The organism is Megasphaera indica, assembly GCF_046614755.1.
In the GTDB taxonomy this organism is placed as follows: domain Bacteria; phylum Bacillota; class Negativicutes; order Veillonellales; family Megasphaeraceae; genus Megasphaera; species Megasphaera intestinihominis.
Genome location: NZ_JBKKJR010000016.1, coordinates 25,913 through 40,427, shown reverse-complemented (window position 1 = coordinate 40,427; position 14,515 = coordinate 25,913). Strand labels below are relative to the sequence as shown.

The window sequence follows — 14,515 nt, the reverse complement described above, 5'->3', positions numbered from 1 at the left end:
CAGGCCGCCGCAGCAGGACGGCCTTACGAACCACTAGCCACTAGCCACTAGCCACTAGCCACGAAGATTTTACCACAAATGGACGCACTTCTGCGGTTCGACATACATGCCGTCGCCGGGCTGGATGCCATAGGCCGTATAGAAGCCATTCGTCGACGACAAGGCACCGTTGACGCGGGCTTCGCCAGTCGGATGGGGATCATTCTGGACCAGGTAGAGCAGCAGCTGGTCAGTCATCTTAGTCGCAAAGACCGTGGCAAAGGTGCGGTATAAATCGCGCAGCATCCCTTGGTCGCCATGGGCCAGTTCCGTCGCAACCGACAGGCCGCCGCAGTCGGCAATGGCTTCGTTGCTGACGAGCTTGCCATTTTCATGGAGCCCCTTGCCGAGGGTATAGCGATCGTAATACGGGCCGAAAGCAGCCGATAATTTCTGGAAAGCTTCATAGTCTTTTGCCTTCCACCAGTTCTTCAAGCGGCCTTCGCTGTCGTACTTGCTGCCGTTCGGGTCAAAGGCATGGGAAATCTCATGGCCAATGACGACGCCGATGCCGCCCAGATTGGCACCGCGCGAAGCTTTGGCATCGTAGAACGGCGGCTGCAGGATACCGGCCGGGATGGTGATGCTGTTATTTTCCGGGATATAAGCGGCATTGACATCTTGCGGGTCAAAAGCATACCATTTATCGGGATTAAAATTCGTTCCCAATAGCGCATGGACCTGCTGTTTTTCCAGGACACCGTTGTGCATGACATTGGCCAGCAAATCGCCGCCATCCTGTGGGGCAATGACGTCAGGCATACTTTCGATGATAGGTTTGTCATCTTCAGCCGGACCGCCGACAAAGACGCGCAGGTGGCTGAGCTTGTCGACGGCTTTGACCCGCGTCGCCGGACTGAGCCAGTCATTGGCTTCCAGCCGCTGCTGATAGACGTCGCGGATTTCATTGATCATGGCCTTCACATCGTTGATGATGGCCGCCGTACAGTGATTCTTCATATAAATCTGGCCGAATTCGTAAGACAGCATGTTCTGGACCATGCGGCTCGCCGTTTCCTTGTCATCCCGCGCCTGGGCGATGCCGAAGCGCTGGAGGGCATAATTGCGCTGCAGATCCCGCAATTTGATATCCGCACTGGGCGCAAAGCCGCTATAGACCTGATAGACAGCATAGCTCTTGAGCAGGTCGAGATTCTTAGGCACATAGAGGGCATCGAACTGCTGTAAATACTCCGGATTCGATAAGAAGAACTGTTTTTCTTTATTCAGGCCCAGGTTGGTCAAGACCGTCTTGCCGCCCATATTGGGCATGAGTTTTTCCAGATTCCCCCGCGACATCAGGCGGTTCTGGACGGTCACGTCATTGCGCTGTTCGCTCGTCAGCAAGTGTGGCCCCAGGCCCTTTTCCATGGCGAAGATGGCTTCGCTGTGAGCCGCAGCCTGGTCCGGTGTTTCTCCGGCTTCTTCAAGGATATGGGCGACGTATTCCCGATAAGCCTTCCAGGCCCCGGGCTGGGGTTCTTTTTCCAATTCATCCTTTGTAAAGGACGGCGTCACCGTCAAGATGCGCGGCACATAACGCAGGCCCGTCGGCAGGCGGTCGACGGTGTAGCCTACGAAGATATCCGTCCCGGTCTTGGCACTGACAGCCTGCAAGGCCACCGTCAATTCCGGCAGGGTCTGGGCTTTTTCAATGGGACCGGTCAGTTCCTGCAGATGGGCGCGGGCCGTGGCGTTGCGCTGTTTATTGTCGATGGCGCAGGCGTAGAGGTCGGCGATTTTCTGTTCCGGCGTCCCCTTGGCATAAGTTCCCTGCTTGGCGGCGACCGTTTCCAGTTCCTTGCCCAGGGCTTTCTTATTTTCTAAAGACCGTTCAGAAAACCAGGACCATGAAGCTTCCGTCGGCCGGATTTGCTGCGCTGCTAACGTCTTGCCATTGACAGCCTGATAAAAATTATCTTTTTCGGACACAGCGTCGCTGGCCTGGACGGACCCAAAGGCCATGAGCGCCAACAGTACCATCGTCGTCAGCCGCGTCTTTACCTTATATTCCATATATATGTCTCCTCCCTGACTTCCTGTTTTATGACAATGCCGGGTCCTTGACCCCATTGGCAGCAAAGGCAGCCGCCCGGTCGCGGCAGGTCCCGCAGACACCACAGGGCTTGTCGCCGCCTTCATAGCAGCTCCAGGTCAATTCATAAGGCGCGCCCAGGCGCAGGCCTTCCTTGACGACGCCCGCTTTGTTCCACGATAACAAAGGCGCTTCCAAGTGGCAGGTCCGGCCAGAACCTTCATAAATGGCCGTGTTCATGGCCGTTTCAAATTCCGGCGTGCAGTCCGGATACGCCCGGCCAGCGGCATCATCGGCATGGGCACCGTAATAAATGACTTCCGCGCCGACGCTGACGGCGACGGCTGCGGCAAACGACAAGAACAGACCGTTGCGGAAAGGCACATACGTATCAACCGTCCCTTCGCCGCCCTTCTTGGCCAGCTGATCCGCATACGATTCATGGGCAATCGCCTTATGGCTGCCCTGCAGGAGCGAACAATCACTCAAAGAAAAAGCCTGAAACAAATTGACCTCCTGCTGCTGCACCCCGTAGTAAGCCGCCACCTTGCGGGCCGCTTCCAATTCCTTGGCATGTTTCTGACCATAATAAGCCGTCAACGCCAAGACGTCTTCCTTTTTATATTTCGTCAAAGCCATGGCCAGACACGTCGTAGAATCGACGCCGCCACTGAGCAAAACAACACACTTCATGAGGAGCCCCCCTTTATTCATGATAAACCATATACACTATAGTATAACACAGAATCAGTGGCTCGTGGTTCGTGGCTCGTAGTTCGTAGTTCGTAAAAACCTGCCATTATACCAGAATAAGGGTATGTCCAAATCTCACAGCGGGCCGCCTTCCAGGACGGCCCCTACGACCGCGGCATATGGCCGCGTAATTTTTCATCGCCTGGTTGCGATTCCGTAGGGGACGTCCTGTCAAGGCGTCCCGCTACGCGCTGAGGGCTTCCCGAAGCGTCGTTGTCGGTTTGAGTTTGTTGCGGCGAAGCCGCATCTGCGTCCGAGGAAAGGCCGTCGTTCGCAAAAGCCTGCCATTATACCAGAATGGGAGTTCAACCCCAATCTCACAGCGGGACGCCCTTTGGGCGTCCCCTACGACCGCGGCATATAGCCGCGTAATTTTTCATCGCCTGGTTGCGATTCCGTAGGGGACGTCCTGTCAAGGCGTACCGCTACACGCTGAGGGCTTCCCGAAGCGTCGTTGTCAGTTTGAGTCTGTCGCGGCGAAGCCGCATCTGCGTCTGAGGAAAGGCCGTCGTTCGCAAAAGCCTGCCATTATACCAGAATGGGGTTTGAATCCAAATCTCACAGCGGGACGCCCGTTGGGACGGCCCCTACGACCGCGGCATATAGCCGCGTAATTTTTCATCGCCTGGTTACAATTCCGTGGGGGACGTCCTGTCAAGGCGTACCGCTACGCGCTGAGGGCTTCCCGAAGCGTCGTTGTCGGTTTGAGTTTGTTGCGGCGAAGCCGCATCTGCGTCTGAGCGAACGGCGGCCGCCCTTTCATCGTTCTTCGTCCAATTCCCATTTTAAGGGATTATTTTCAATGTATTCCATTATGCGGAACAAATCGGCTTCGTTGCGGACTACGTGTTCATAAAATCCACGCTGCCATAAAGAGGAACCATATTTCCTGGACATGCGACCTTTCAATAAGTTGATGAATTGCGACAAACTCATATCACTGTGATTTTTATTTTCCTGGATGGCGACGATGAGGTGTACATGATTCGGCATGATGACATATTGAATGATGGAAACGTCATCATATTGATTCTTCATGTCGCATAGTGTGTGGTCGACGATATGACCTGCCAAGGTGAAATTCATTGTTTGGTTTTCCAAATGCCCCAATATATGGGCTTTGCCTTTGGTACAAATGGTGACAAAATACAAGCCATTGTTTATGTAATCGTAAGTGGGTAATCGTAAAGGTTTGCGCTTCGGCTGCATTACATCACATCCTTTTTTAGTTTTATCATAAAACAAGAATATGAAATAATGATGAAAAACGGACATCTCATCATGAAAAATAATGAGAAAATGATGAGAAAATCCACATCGCCTGTATGCGATTTCGTAGGGGACGTCCTGCTAAGGCGTACCGCTACGCGCTGAGGGCTTCCCGAAGCGTCGTTGTCAGTTTGAGTCTGTCGCGGCGAAGCCGCATCTGAATCCAAGAAAACGCCGGCCGCCGGTCGCAGTTCGCAAAACCATGCCTCATGGACCAGTTACATATATTGGCTGACTGTTCGCGGCGGGACGCCCTTGGGGCGTCCCCTACGTAGCCCCAGTCGGGGCATTTTTAACATAGAAAAAGGCTGTCACAGAGTGATAGCCTTTTTCTGTATTGGTATTGGATTGGAAAGCGAATTAATGGTTAGCCGGATGGCCTTCGTGGACGCCTTGTTCAGCCGGTGCAGCAGCACCCGGAATGGGAGCGGCACCGAGTTGTCCACGGCGTGCCTGGGAGATGATGCTGTGGTTGTAGCCATAGCCGAAATAGATGGCCAGGCCTAACAGAAGCCATGCGACGAAGCGGAGCTGTGTAACCAGGGGCAGCATGTAGATGAGGACACCGCAGAAAGCGATAGCCAGGAGCGGAACCAGGGGAACGAGCGGGCATTTGAAGGCGCGTTCCTGGTTCGGGTTCTTCTTGCGAAGGACGATGACAGCAGCCGAAACAATGATGAAGGCACAGAGTGTACCGATATTGGTCATTTCAGCGACGATGTTGATGGGCAGGAAGCCTGCCGTAATAGCCGTAACCACGCAGACCAGCATGGAGCTGCGGGCCGGAGTCTTATATTTTGGATGGACGTGGCCGAAGAATTTCGGCAGCAGGCCATCGCGGGACATGACGAAGAGTACACGGCTCTGGCCAAAGCTCATGACCAGGAGGACCGAAGTCAGGCCGCAGATAGCGCCGACGGAGATAGCCGCAGCACCCCAGTGATAGCCGACGGCCTGGAGGGCAAAGGCAACCGGAGCTGCTGTCGTCTTGAATTCGAGGTACGGAACCATGCCGGTGAGGACGGCCGATACGGCGATGTACAGGACCGTACAGATGATGAGCGATAAGATAATACCGCGGGGCAGATCTTTCTGCGGATTCTTGACTTCTTCAGCTGCTGTGGAAACGGCATCGAAGCCGATATAAGCGAAGAAGATGATGGACGCGCCGGCGAAGACACCCGACCAGCCATAGGGCATGAAGGGAACCCAGTTGGCAGCATCGACGTGGCTAAAGCCTAAAGCCAGGAACAAGGCGACGACGGCCAATTTGATGCCGACGATGATGTTGTTGACAGTTGCACTCTGACGGACGCCGTGGATGTTGATGAAGGCGATGACGCAGAGGATGAGGACGGCCGGCAGATTGACGATGCCGCCGTCATATGGAGCCAGTGTCAAGGCTTTCGGCAGGACGAGGCCCAAGTTGGTGAGGATATTATTGAAGTACCCGGACCAGCCAATAGCGACGGCCGATACGGCAAAGGCGTACTCTAGTATCAAGTCCCAGCCGATGACCCAGGCCCAAAATTCACCGAGGGCGACGTAGCCGTAAGTATAGGCACTGCCGGCAACGGGAACCATGGCGGCGAATTCAGCATAACACAGGGCAGCACAGCCGCAAGCCAAAGCTGCGATGATGAAAGAAATGATAAGTGCAGGACCGGAATAATTGGCAGCGGCAACGCCGGTCAGAACAAAGATACCTGTACCGACGATAGCGCCGATACCGAGCATGGTCAGGCCAAAAGTACCGAGGACGCGGTTCATGCCGCCGTCTTGTTTCGTTTCCGAAATAAATTCACTGATACTTTTGGTTCTAAAGATGTGTTTCGTCATAGAACCTCTCCCCTTATGATTGTAAAGTATCGTTGACTCCCCTATGGATTGACCGGATAGTCAATCGTTCAACTGCCTTTTATTATACTCGTACATTTTAATTTGTAAAGGTTTTATCCTGAATTAATTATATTTTTATATTTAAAATTAAAAATAACAAAAATATATTCAATCAAAAAGTTGAGGTAAACTATAATATTAATACGCTTAAATCATAATCCATTTATCCAGTGTTTTATTTAAAAACTTTAAATCGTCCTGGTAATCTATGTCAAACAATTCACCTTTTCTTTTGGGATAATAGACCCAGGTCTGAGGACTCTTCAGAAACTGCCGGCCTCCCGTATCGCCGCGCAGGGTCAGGAGTCCCGGTCCATAAGGGCGGCGGAAAACGGCAGGGCTGCAGCGCCGCTCGCCATTATGCATACAGCCTATAGCTGCGCCAGAGGCCAGGAACTGCCGCAGGAAGTCGGCAATCGTTTCTGCCGTCAGCAAGGGCTGGTCTGCCGGGAAAAAAGCCCAGGCGTCGGCTTCACTATGAGTCTGGACGGCGCAGCGCAAAGATGCAGCCATACCTTCTCCCGCCTGACCGTTCCATATGATGTCAATGCCCTGAGCCTGGCAGGCTGAGGCAATGGCATCATGAGCCGTCACGACCGTCACCTGGCAGTCGATACCGGAAGGTGGCAAAAAAGCCCGTGCCGCCTGGCACAGGCTTTTCATTCCATACGTATATAAAGGGCGTCCATGAACGAGCACTTCCAATTTATGGCTGCCAAAACGGCGGCCGAAGCCGGACGCCATCAAGACTAACTGTATTTTCATTTCGCTTCCCTCATTTCCACTGGATACGTCGTCACTATTCCTGGCCGGGACAGGCCGCTCAAAATCCGCTTCCCCGCCTGCTGCCGCCGTTCATCGTCGGCTTGGTTGAGGACGACGGTCGTCCTGTCTTTCCAGGACCCGATACGGGCCAGGCAGCCGGCTTCTACGATATAGTCCAGGAGGCGTTCGGTCACGACGGCTTCCGGATCGAGATGCAATAACTCCCAGCGGAAACAGACGTCCTTCACGATCCGTCCCACGGCCGACAGGCCGGCCAGGCAGTATACATCACGGCTGTTGGCCGGGATGACCGGTTCATGGGGGCCCATGACCTTCAAGGGCAGGCGCCGTGAGCCATCGCCTTCGACGAGGACGACGTCGGCAGCCGCACATAAACGCAGGTAAACATCCTCGCCGGGCCAGGTGATTTTCCCGTTCAGCCCTTCCTGGCCGACGACGATGATGCCGTCGCGCCGCCATTGGCCCTGCCAGCCTGCCGGCAAAGCGGCCGGTACGAACCATCGGCTGGGGTGCTTCATATGGGTCGTCGTCACGACGGCCACGCGGCGCCCGGCAGCCCGTTCCTGCCGGGCCCGGGCAAAGATACTGGTCGTCTTGCCGCCGGCACCGATATAGGTGTATACCTCGGCCGTCATGGTTTACGGTAGCGGCTCTTTTCCCGCCCTTCCCGCTTGGCCCGGACGGCAATGAGTTCGGCGGCAATGCTGATGGCGATTTCCGCCGGCGTCACGGCCGAAATGGCCAGGCCGATGGGCGCGTGGCAGGCATCGATTTCGGCAGCTGAAAAACCGTCGGCCAGAAGTTTCTCTTTGACAAAGGCCAATTTGCGGCGGCTGCCGATGACGCCGAGGTAATACGGTTTGATGACCAGCATCTGGCGCTGGACATCGTAGTCGCCGACGTGGCCGCGGGTCATAATGCAGACATAGTCATCCTGCGTTACGCCGAGGTCCGCCGGAAGGGCTTCATAATCAGCTTTATAGACGGCATCGGCCTGGGGGAACAGAGCCGGATCGGCAAATTCCGCCCGGTCATCGACGACGATGCAGGAAAAACCGATACTGGCCAGGACCGGGACCAGGGCCTGAGACACGTGGCCGCCGCCAAAGACGAAGACCCGTCCCGGATAAGTCAGGGGTTCGCTGTACCAGCGCCGCTGGCCCGCAGACGACAGGCCGGCTACATTCTGACGGCACCAGGCCGCATCGACGGCCTGCAAAGCCGCCATCTGGCCGCATCCCTGTACCTGGCCTTCCCGGACCAGGGCCATGCCCCAATGGGCTTCATCACTGACATCCAGGGCCAGCCACGACGCCGTCTTCTGGCGCAGGGCCTGGATGATAGCCGCCAGTACATCCAGCAGGCCCGGCAGGGCCGGGTCGAGGTATTGGCAGAAGACGGTCAATTCCCCGCCACAGGCAGCGTTGATATCTTCTTCGTCATTAGGATGGAGGATGAGCCGGCGAAAAGCCGACTGGCGGCTCTCCAGGCATTGCCGGCCGGCCTGGATGGCCAGATATTCCTGATAACCGCCACCGACAGTACCGGCCGTCGTCCCATCGGCAAAGACGGCCTGATGGCTGCCGATGCCGCGGGGCGTCGAGCCCTGGCTGGCGACGACGGTCAAGAGGACAGCCGGCTGGCCAGCCTGCAAAGTTTCATATAATCGGGTATAGAAAGCTTCCATGATATCACCTATATAAGAGTAAAATAGCCTGCCCATCGACAGTGAGGCAATCCGGCAGGACAGCCGGCCGGTCGGGCTTGGCGAAACGCCACCAGATATCCGGCGTCCCGCCTTCCTGATGGGCATAGCGGAACTTGACAATCCATTCAAAGGGCTGCTCGATTTCCTCGGTCACGACGATGGGCCTGGCATTTTCGCCGTCGCCACCGCAAAAGGCGTGGCCGCGGATGCCGATGGCACAGAGGTCGTCGCCGACAGGCCGTCCTGTCTGCAGCGTAATCTGCCACGACGGGATGAAGACGGCTGTCGGTCCTGCCTTGCGGGCCGCTACGATATTCTTGCAGCCCGTCAGGACCGCTGCCGCCCGGGACTGGGGATCGGCAAAGAGTTCCTTTGTCGGCGCACAGGCCGACACGCGGCCGTCGTCAAGGACGGCGATGGACTGACAGAGTTGATAGGCTTCGTCGCGGCTGTGTGTCACCAGGACGACGTCTTTCGGGAATTGACGCAGCAAGTCCTTGAGTTCTGTCATGACCTTTTCTTTTAAATAACTGTCGAGGGCGCTGAAAGGTTCGTCCAGGAGCAGGATGTCCGGCTCATTGACCAGGATGCGGGCCAGGGCCACGCGCTGCTGCTGACCGCCGGACAATTCAGCCGGTTTCTGTTTCTCCAGGCCTGTCAAATTCAGGCGTTCCATCATGGAACGGACCTGCCGGCGGGCGTCGGCCTTGGACGAAGCCGAGCGGACGCCGCAGCGGATGTTGTCTTCGACGGTCATGTTGGGGAACAGGGCATAGTGCTGGAACAGATAGCCTACGCGCCGCTGCGGGACGGGGATATTGATATGGCGCCCGCTGTCGAACAAGGTCCGCGCCCCGACGACGACTTTGCCGGCATCAGGCTTTTCAATACCGGCAATGCACTGCAGGGTCTTGCTCTTGCCGCAGCCCGAAGCGCCGAGCAGGCCGAGGATGCCGCCCTCATGATGGAGCTTCACATCCAGCGTAAAAGAGCCCCAGTCCTTATGGACATCGATATCGATCATGCCAGGCGCCTCCTTTCGCGGCTGCGCTTTTCAAAGAGATTGACTGTCAGCAGGACGACGGCGCTGATGGCGATGTTGACCAGGACCCAGATGAAGGCGCTGTATTCGTCATTGGTCCGCCACAGCTGGTAGACCGTCGTCGAAATGGTCGCCGTATTCTTGGGGATATAACCGATGAGCATACTCGTCGCCCCGTATTCGCCCAGGGCACGGGCAAAGGCCAGGACCGTCCCGGCGATGATGCCCTGCTTGCAGTAAGGCATGCGGATATGCCAGAAGATGAACGTATCCGACAGGCCCAGGGTCTTGCCACTCCAGGCCAGGGTTTCGTCGAAACTCTCAAAGGCCCCGCGGGCCGTGCGGTACATGAGCGGGAAGGCGACGACAGCCGACGCCAGGACGCCACCATACCAGGTCATGACGAAGCGGATGCCCACGTCGTTGAGAAAGATGCCGACAGGATGCTTCAAGCCAAAGACCAGGAGCAGCAGCCAGCCGCAGACCGTCGGCGGCAGGACCAGGGGCAGGGTCAGGACGACATCGAGGAGCCCTTTGAGGACCCGCGGCAGGCGGGCGACGTAATATGCCAGGGCAATGCCGCTAAAGAAGACGAGGACGCAGGAAATAGCGGCAATGCGCAGGCTGTTCCAGAGCGGATACCAGTCCATAGCCAGCCGTCCTTAGCCGACAGGGCTGAAGCCGACGCCCTGGAAAATCTTCATGGCTTCTTGTCCCTTGAGGTAATCGAGGAAAGCCTGCGCTTCCTGCGGGTGCCTGCTGTTCTTCATGACAGCCGCCGGATAAATGACCTGGCCGCACATATCTTTCGTCGCTTCGTCGACGGGATTCATTTTTGCACTGAAGGCATCAGTCGCATAGATGACGCCGCAGTCGGCACTGCCCTCGCGGACCTGGGTCGTCACTTCTTTGACGTTCGAGCCATAGGTAATGTGGCCGGCCTGGGCGATGGCCTGTTCATCGAGGTTGTAGAATTTCAGGATTTTCTGTGTATACTGGCCGACAGGAACGTCGCTGTTGCCCATGACCAGGCGGATGGAGCCGTCCTTCAGTTTCGCCGCCATGTCATTGAAATTCTGGACGCCCTTGGGGTTTCCTTCCGGCGTGACCAGGACAACCTTGTTTTCCAACAGGTCTATGCGGCTGCCGCTCTTGACGAAGTCCAGCTTATCCGGATTGGCTTTGGCGTCTTTTGAGGCGTCGAGCTGGTTCATCTGCTTCTGGGCTGCCGAAATGAAGAGGTCACAGTCGGCACCGTTCTGGATCTGCGTCTTCAGCGTGCCCGACGAATCGAAGTTAAAGGAAATTTCCACGTCCGGATGTTCTTTCTGATACTGGGCGGCAATCTGGTTCATCGTTTCCGTCATGCTGGCCGCAGCAAAGACGGTCAGGTGGACTTTATCGCCGTCCCCGGCGGCTTTGTCCTCTTTCTTGTCCGACCCGCAGCCGGCCAGGGCAAAAGCCAGCGTCGCCGCCAAGACCGATGCGACTACTTTTTTCCACGTCATCACCGTACATCTCCTTTTTGTAAATCAGTTTATATGCATTTACTTGCGGCCACAATCCTGAGTTTCGCCGCGCAGCAAATCTAAACCATGGGGTATCGTATCCAGGAAGACGTCCATACATTCCTGGCAGGCCTTGGGGCTGCCGGGCAGGTTGATGATCAGTGTTTTCTTGCGGATGACGCTGACCGCCCGGGACAGCATGGCCCGCGGCGTAATCTGCATGGAAGCGGCCCGGATGGCTTCGGCAATGCCCGGCGCCTGACGGTCGGCAACGACCAGGGTCGCTTCGGGCGTGACGTCGCGAGGGCCAAACCCGGTACCGCCTGTCGTCAAGATGAGGTCAGCCTGGCGCTGGTCGGCCAGCCGGCAGAGCTGTTGTTCCAAGGGACCCTTGCCATCGGGCAGAAGCAGCTGTTCCATGACTTCAAAACCAGCCTGTTCCAGCCGCTGGGCAATGACGGGTCCGCTGGTATCTTTGCGCAGGCCTTTACTGCCCTTATCCGACAAAGTGATGACCGCAGCCTGATATGGCCGTTTCCCTTGCCGCGGGACTTCGGTCATGACATCGCCCGGGCGGATGACGCCGCCTTCGAGGACGCGGGCAAATACGCCTTCCCTGGGCATGATGCAATCGCCGACGGCTTCATAGACGGCACAATGGTTGTGACATTCCTTGCCGATCTGGGTCATTTCCAGCAGGACATCGCTACAGCGCAGCAGCGTCCCTACAGGCAGGGCCGAGAAATTGAAGCTGTCGACGACGAGATTTTCGCCGAAAGCGCCGAATTCCACCTGGCCACCGCGGCGGCGGAACGCCTCGATGCTTTCCAGGCCCAGCAGGCTGACCTGTCGGTGCCAGTGTTCGGCATGAGCGTCGCCTTCGATGCCCCAGTTTACTACGAATTTACCTTCCGGCACGGCCTGCTTGGCAATCCCCCGGATAGTGCTGATGCAAACAGCATGTACTTTCCCCATTTTTTATCCTCCAATCTGATTCATCGTCTTATGTTCACTGATATGGTTCTGTTCGGCGAAGCAATGCTTGGCCGGCTTATCATAAACCGCCCTGGCCATGGCGCGCTGCAGCTCCTGACAGATAGTTTCTTCCCCTTGGCCGCTGCGGACGATGGCCCGCAAATCGACGCCGTCGTCATAGCAGAGACAGGGCTTCAAAAAGCCCGTACTCGTCAGGCGCAGGCGGTTACAGGCCGAGCAGAAGCCATGGGTATTGGCAGCGATGAAGCCAATACGGCCTTGCAGCCGGCCGCTCCGGTAATACGAAGCCGGTCCGTTTCCCCGCCGTTCTTCTGTGGCAGCCAAATCCGGATAGGCCCGGCGCAGGACGGCCAGGGCCGCTTCTTCCGTAAGGCCTTTCAGCGTCGTCCCGTAGCCGATGGGCATGAGTTCGATGAAGCGCACATCGACGGGAAACCGTCCGGCCAAGCGGGCCAGCGGCAGGATCTGGTCCTGCGTTTCTTCCAGTAATACGGCGTTTACTTTGACGTTTACCCGAGCAGCCGCGGCCCGTTCCAAGGCTTCCAGGACGACGGACAGCTGGCCGCCTCCGGTCAGCCCGGCATACTGCCCGGCATCGAGGCTGTCCAGGCTGATGTTGATACCGTTGATGCCCATACGGACCAAGTCCGGCAGGGCGTCAGACAACAGCAGGCCGTTCGTCGTCAAGGTCACAGAACGGACGCCTTTCATGGCTTTGAGGGATTCCATGAAGGCCACGGCCCCTTTGCGCACCAACGGCTCGCCGCCGGTAATCTTGAAGCGGTCGATGCCCAGGGCCAGAGCAGCCCGGCAGATGAGCTGCATTTCTTCATAACGCAGGACGGCTTCGTGGCCGACGCTGGTCAGGGCTTCAGGCATACAGTAGCGGCAGCGCAGGTTGCAGCGGTCCGTCAAGGACAGGCGCAGGTAGTCGATGGTCCGTCCCCATTTATCCTTCATGGTGCTCCCCTCCGTCATATTGGAAATGGCCGCTCTTGCCGCCGATTTTTTCGACGAGGTGGATATCCTTGAGACACATGCGCTTATCGACGGCCTTGCACATATCGTAGACCGTCAGCAAAGCCACGGATACGCCCGTCAGGGCTTCCATTTCGACGCCGGTCTTGCTGTCGCACTTGACAGTACAGCGGCCTTCGAGTTCACAAGTATCGTCGTGGAAGATGAATTCGACGCCGCATTTGGTCAAATTGAGGATATGGCAGAGCGGGATGAGGTCGCTCGTCCGCTTGGCTCCCATGATGCCGGCAATGCGGGCCACGCCGAGGACATCGCCTTTTTTCACGGCACCGGCCCTGACGGCTTCATAGCACTCGCGGCTCATGGAAATACGGCCGCAGGCCACAGCTGTCCGGGCCGTCACGGCTTTGCCGCTGACGTCGACCATGACGGCGTCACCGTTGTTATCAATGTGTGTAAACGGGTTCACCAGGATCACCTACTTTCCAAAGCCACAGTTCGGGAAGGTACAGACAGGACAGCCCAGGCATAAGCCGCCTTCGCCGAGACCGGCCAGGTCATCGGCCGTCACGGGGACATCGGCCATGAGCGACGGCAGGACGAGGTCAAAGATCGTCCGCTTGGCATACATGACACAGCCCGGCAGACCGACGATGGGGCGATTGTCCCCGCTATAAGCCAGAAGGAACATGGCCCCTGGCAGGACCGGAGCACCATACGATACGATGCGGGCTCCCGTATTCTTGATGGCCAGCGGCGTCTGGTCATCGGGGTCGACACTCATGCCACCCGTACAGAAAACCATATCCATGCCCTTATCCAGCATATCCTGGATAGCCGCCGTAATGGCAGCCGGGTCATCGGCCAGGGTCGTATGCATGGCCATGACGGCGCCGTATTCAGCCAGCTTGCTTTCGATGACCGGCGTAAATGTATCTTCGATACGGCCATGGAAGACTTCATTCCCTGTCGTGACGACGCCGGCTTTCTTCTGGCCGAAGGGATGAACGTCGAGGAGCGGTGCCGGACCGGCTGCTTCCTGGGCAGCTGCCATCTTATCCTTCTTGATGACCAAGGGAATGATGCGCGTACCGGCCAGTTTATCGCCCTTGCGGACCGGGAAGCCGCCATGGCGGGTGGCGATCATCATTTCGCCCAGGGAATTGACGGCTTTCAAGCCATCCCGGCGGATAGTCAGGACGCCGTCGCAGTCGGCGATGAGTTCGATTTTCCCTTCTTTCGGCGCACTGCCGTGCATATGGGCTCCCATGCAGATGTCGCGCAGGATGGCAGCGGCTTCATCTTCATGGAACAGGGTGTCATCTTTTTCCCAAATATAGACGTGGTCCTTGCCGACCGACAAAAGGACCGGAATATCTTCTTGGGTAATGACATGGCCCTTGCGGAAGACCGGGCCTTTGGTGACGCCGCGGATGATCTGCGTAATATCATGGCAGAGGACATGGCCGACAGCGTCTTCAGTTTTCATCATTTTCATACTC

14 protein-coding genes are annotated in these 14,515 nt (G+C 56.9%); all 14 read right to left on the bottom strand.

Annotation, left to right across the window (positions count from 1 at the left end; all coding sequences use genetic code 11):
- Nucleotides 1-69: 69 nt before the first annotated feature.
- The 14 genes from ACFCTO_RS08730 to ACFCTO_RS08665 all read right to left on the bottom strand — a co-directional run bounded on the left by ACFCTO_RS08730 (nucleotide 70) and on the right by ACFCTO_RS08665 (nucleotide 14,511).
- Nucleotides 70-2,055 (bottom strand): M13 family metallopeptidase, encoded by a 1,986-nt coding sequence (locus ACFCTO_RS08730; RefSeq protein ID WP_499876744.1) that lies wholly within the window; start codon nucleotides 2,053-2,055, stop codon nucleotides 70-72.
- Nucleotides 2,056-2,083: 28 nt separating this feature from the next.
- A complete protein-coding gene (gene queC / locus ACFCTO_RS08725; RefSeq protein ID WP_499876743.1) occupies nucleotides 2,084-2,767 on the bottom strand; it encodes a 7-cyano-7-deazaguanine synthase QueC in 684 nt (227 codons plus the stop codon).
- Nucleotides 2,768-3,586: 819 nt separating this feature from the next.
- A complete protein-coding gene (locus tag ACFCTO_RS08720) occupies nucleotides 3,587-3,913 on the bottom strand; it encodes a transposase (RefSeq protein ID WP_499876742.1) in 327 nt (108 codons plus the stop codon).
- 543 nt (nucleotides 3,914-4,456) lie between these two features.
- Nucleotides 4,457-5,935 carry an amino acid permease gene (locus ACFCTO_RS08715; RefSeq protein WP_481325479.1) on the bottom strand — a complete coding sequence of 493 codons (1,479 nt, stop codon included), beginning with the start codon at nucleotides 5,933-5,935 and terminating at the stop codon, nucleotides 4,457-4,459.
- A gap of 207 nt (nucleotides 5,936-6,142) precedes the next feature.
- Nucleotides 6,143-6,760: a nucleotidyltransferase family protein gene (locus ACFCTO_RS08710; RefSeq protein ID WP_499876741.1), complete on the bottom strand. Its 618-nt coding sequence runs from the start codon at nucleotides 6,758-6,760 to the stop codon at nucleotides 6,143-6,145.
- A complete protein-coding gene (gene yqeC / locus ACFCTO_RS08705) occupies nucleotides 6,757-7,416 on the bottom strand; it encodes a selenium cofactor biosynthesis protein YqeC (protein WP_499876740.1) in 660 nt (219 codons plus the stop codon). Before yqeC ends, ACFCTO_RS08710 begins: the two co-directional genes overlap by 4 nt.
- The gene (locus ACFCTO_RS08700; protein ID WP_499876739.1) at nucleotides 7,413-8,468 is read right to left on the bottom strand and encodes an XdhC family protein; all 1,056 of its coding nucleotides are present in this window, start codon (nucleotides 8,466-8,468) and stop codon (nucleotides 7,413-7,415) included. Before ACFCTO_RS08700 ends, yqeC begins: the two co-directional genes overlap by 4 nt.
- 4 nt (nucleotides 8,469-8,472) lie before the next feature.
- Nucleotides 8,473-9,513 carry a sulfate/molybdate ABC transporter ATP-binding protein gene (locus ACFCTO_RS08695; RefSeq protein ID WP_303149621.1) on the bottom strand — a complete coding sequence of 347 codons (1,041 nt, stop codon included), beginning with the start codon at nucleotides 9,511-9,513 and terminating at the stop codon, nucleotides 8,473-8,475.
- Nucleotides 9,510-10,181 carry a molybdate ABC transporter permease subunit gene (gene modB / locus ACFCTO_RS08690; RefSeq protein WP_020311293.1) on the bottom strand — a complete coding sequence of 224 codons (672 nt, stop codon included), beginning with the start codon at nucleotides 10,179-10,181 and terminating at the stop codon, nucleotides 9,510-9,512. Before modB ends, ACFCTO_RS08695 begins: the two co-directional genes overlap by 4 nt.
- A gap of 12 nt (nucleotides 10,182-10,193) precedes the next feature.
- Nucleotides 10,194-11,039 (bottom strand): molybdate ABC transporter substrate-binding protein, encoded by an 846-nt coding sequence (gene modA / locus ACFCTO_RS08685; protein ID WP_499876748.1) that lies wholly within the window; start codon nucleotides 11,037-11,039, stop codon nucleotides 10,194-10,196.
- A gap of 39 nt (nucleotides 11,040-11,078) precedes the next feature.
- Entirely contained in the window at nucleotides 11,079-12,014 is a 936-nt protein-coding gene (locus ACFCTO_RS08680) for a molybdopterin-binding protein (RefSeq protein WP_499876738.1), read from the bottom strand.
- Between the two features lie 3 nt (nucleotides 12,015-12,017).
- The gene (moaA, locus tag ACFCTO_RS08675) at nucleotides 12,018-12,995 is read right to left on the bottom strand and encodes a GTP 3',8-cyclase MoaA (protein ID WP_492000749.1); all 978 of its coding nucleotides are present in this window, start codon (nucleotides 12,993-12,995) and stop codon (nucleotides 12,018-12,020) included.
- On the bottom strand, nucleotides 12,985-13,482 hold the full coding sequence (moaC, locus tag ACFCTO_RS08670; RefSeq protein WP_302485383.1) for a cyclic pyranopterin monophosphate synthase MoaC: 498 nt from the start codon (nucleotides 13,480-13,482) through the stop codon (nucleotides 12,985-12,987). The genes moaA and moaC overlap by 11 nt, the downstream gene beginning before the upstream one ends.
- A 9-nt stretch (nucleotides 13,483-13,491) precedes the next feature.
- Nucleotides 13,492-14,511, bottom strand: a complete 1,020-nt coding sequence (locus tag ACFCTO_RS08665; protein WP_418519618.1) for a molybdopterin-binding protein — start codon at nucleotides 14,509-14,511, stop codon at nucleotides 13,492-13,494.
- Nucleotides 14,512-14,515 lie beyond the last annotated feature (4 nt).

What these genes read in the sequence shown, in the direction of transcription:
- queC (WP_499876743.1), bottom strand. Translation starts at nt 2,767, where the DNA reads ATGAAGTGTGTTGTTTTGCTCAGTGGCGGCGTCGATTCTACGACGTGT.
- ACFCTO_RS08710 (WP_499876741.1), bottom strand. Translation starts at nt 6,760, where the DNA reads ATGAAAATACAGTTAGTCTTGATGGCGTCCGGCTTCGGCCGCCGTTTT.
- ACFCTO_RS08700 (WP_499876739.1), bottom strand. Translation starts at nt 8,468, where the DNA reads ATGGAAGCTTTCTATACCCGATTATATGAAACTTTGCAGGCTGGCCAG.
- ACFCTO_RS08730 (WP_499876744.1), bottom strand. Translation starts at nt 2,055, where the DNA reads ATGGAATATAAGGTAAAGACGCGGCTGACGACGATGGTACTGTTGGCG.
- moaA (WP_492000749.1), bottom strand. Translation starts at nt 12,995, where the DNA reads ATGAAGGATAAATGGGGACGGACCATCGACTACCTGCGCCTGTCCTTG.
- ACFCTO_RS08665 (WP_418519618.1), bottom strand. Translation starts at nt 14,511, where the DNA reads ATGAAAATGATGAAAACTGAAGACGCTGTCGGCCATGTCCTCTGCCAT.
- modB (WP_020311293.1), bottom strand. Translation starts at nt 10,181, where the DNA reads ATGGACTGGTATCCGCTCTGGAACAGCCTGCGCATTGCCGCTATTTCC.
- yqeC (WP_499876740.1), bottom strand. Translation starts at nt 7,416, where the DNA reads ATGACGGCCGAGGTATACACCTATATCGGTGCCGGCGGCAAGACGACC.
- ACFCTO_RS08715 (WP_481325479.1), bottom strand. Translation starts at nt 5,935, where the DNA reads ATGACGAAACACATCTTTAGAACCAAAAGTATCAGTGAATTTATTTCG.
- modA (WP_499876748.1), bottom strand. Translation starts at nt 11,039, where the DNA reads ATGACGTGGAAAAAAGTAGTCGCATCGGTCTTGGCGGCGACGCTGGCT.
- ACFCTO_RS08680 (WP_499876738.1), bottom strand. Translation starts at nt 12,014, where the DNA reads ATGGGGAAAGTACATGCTGTTTGCATCAGCACTATCCGGGGGATTGCC.
- ACFCTO_RS08695 (WP_303149621.1), bottom strand. Translation starts at nt 9,513, where the DNA reads ATGATCGATATCGATGTCCATAAGGACTGGGGCTCTTTTACGCTGGAT.
- ACFCTO_RS08720 (WP_499876742.1), bottom strand. Translation starts at nt 3,913, where the DNA reads ATGAATTTCACCTTGGCAGGTCATATCGTCGACCACACACTATGCGAC.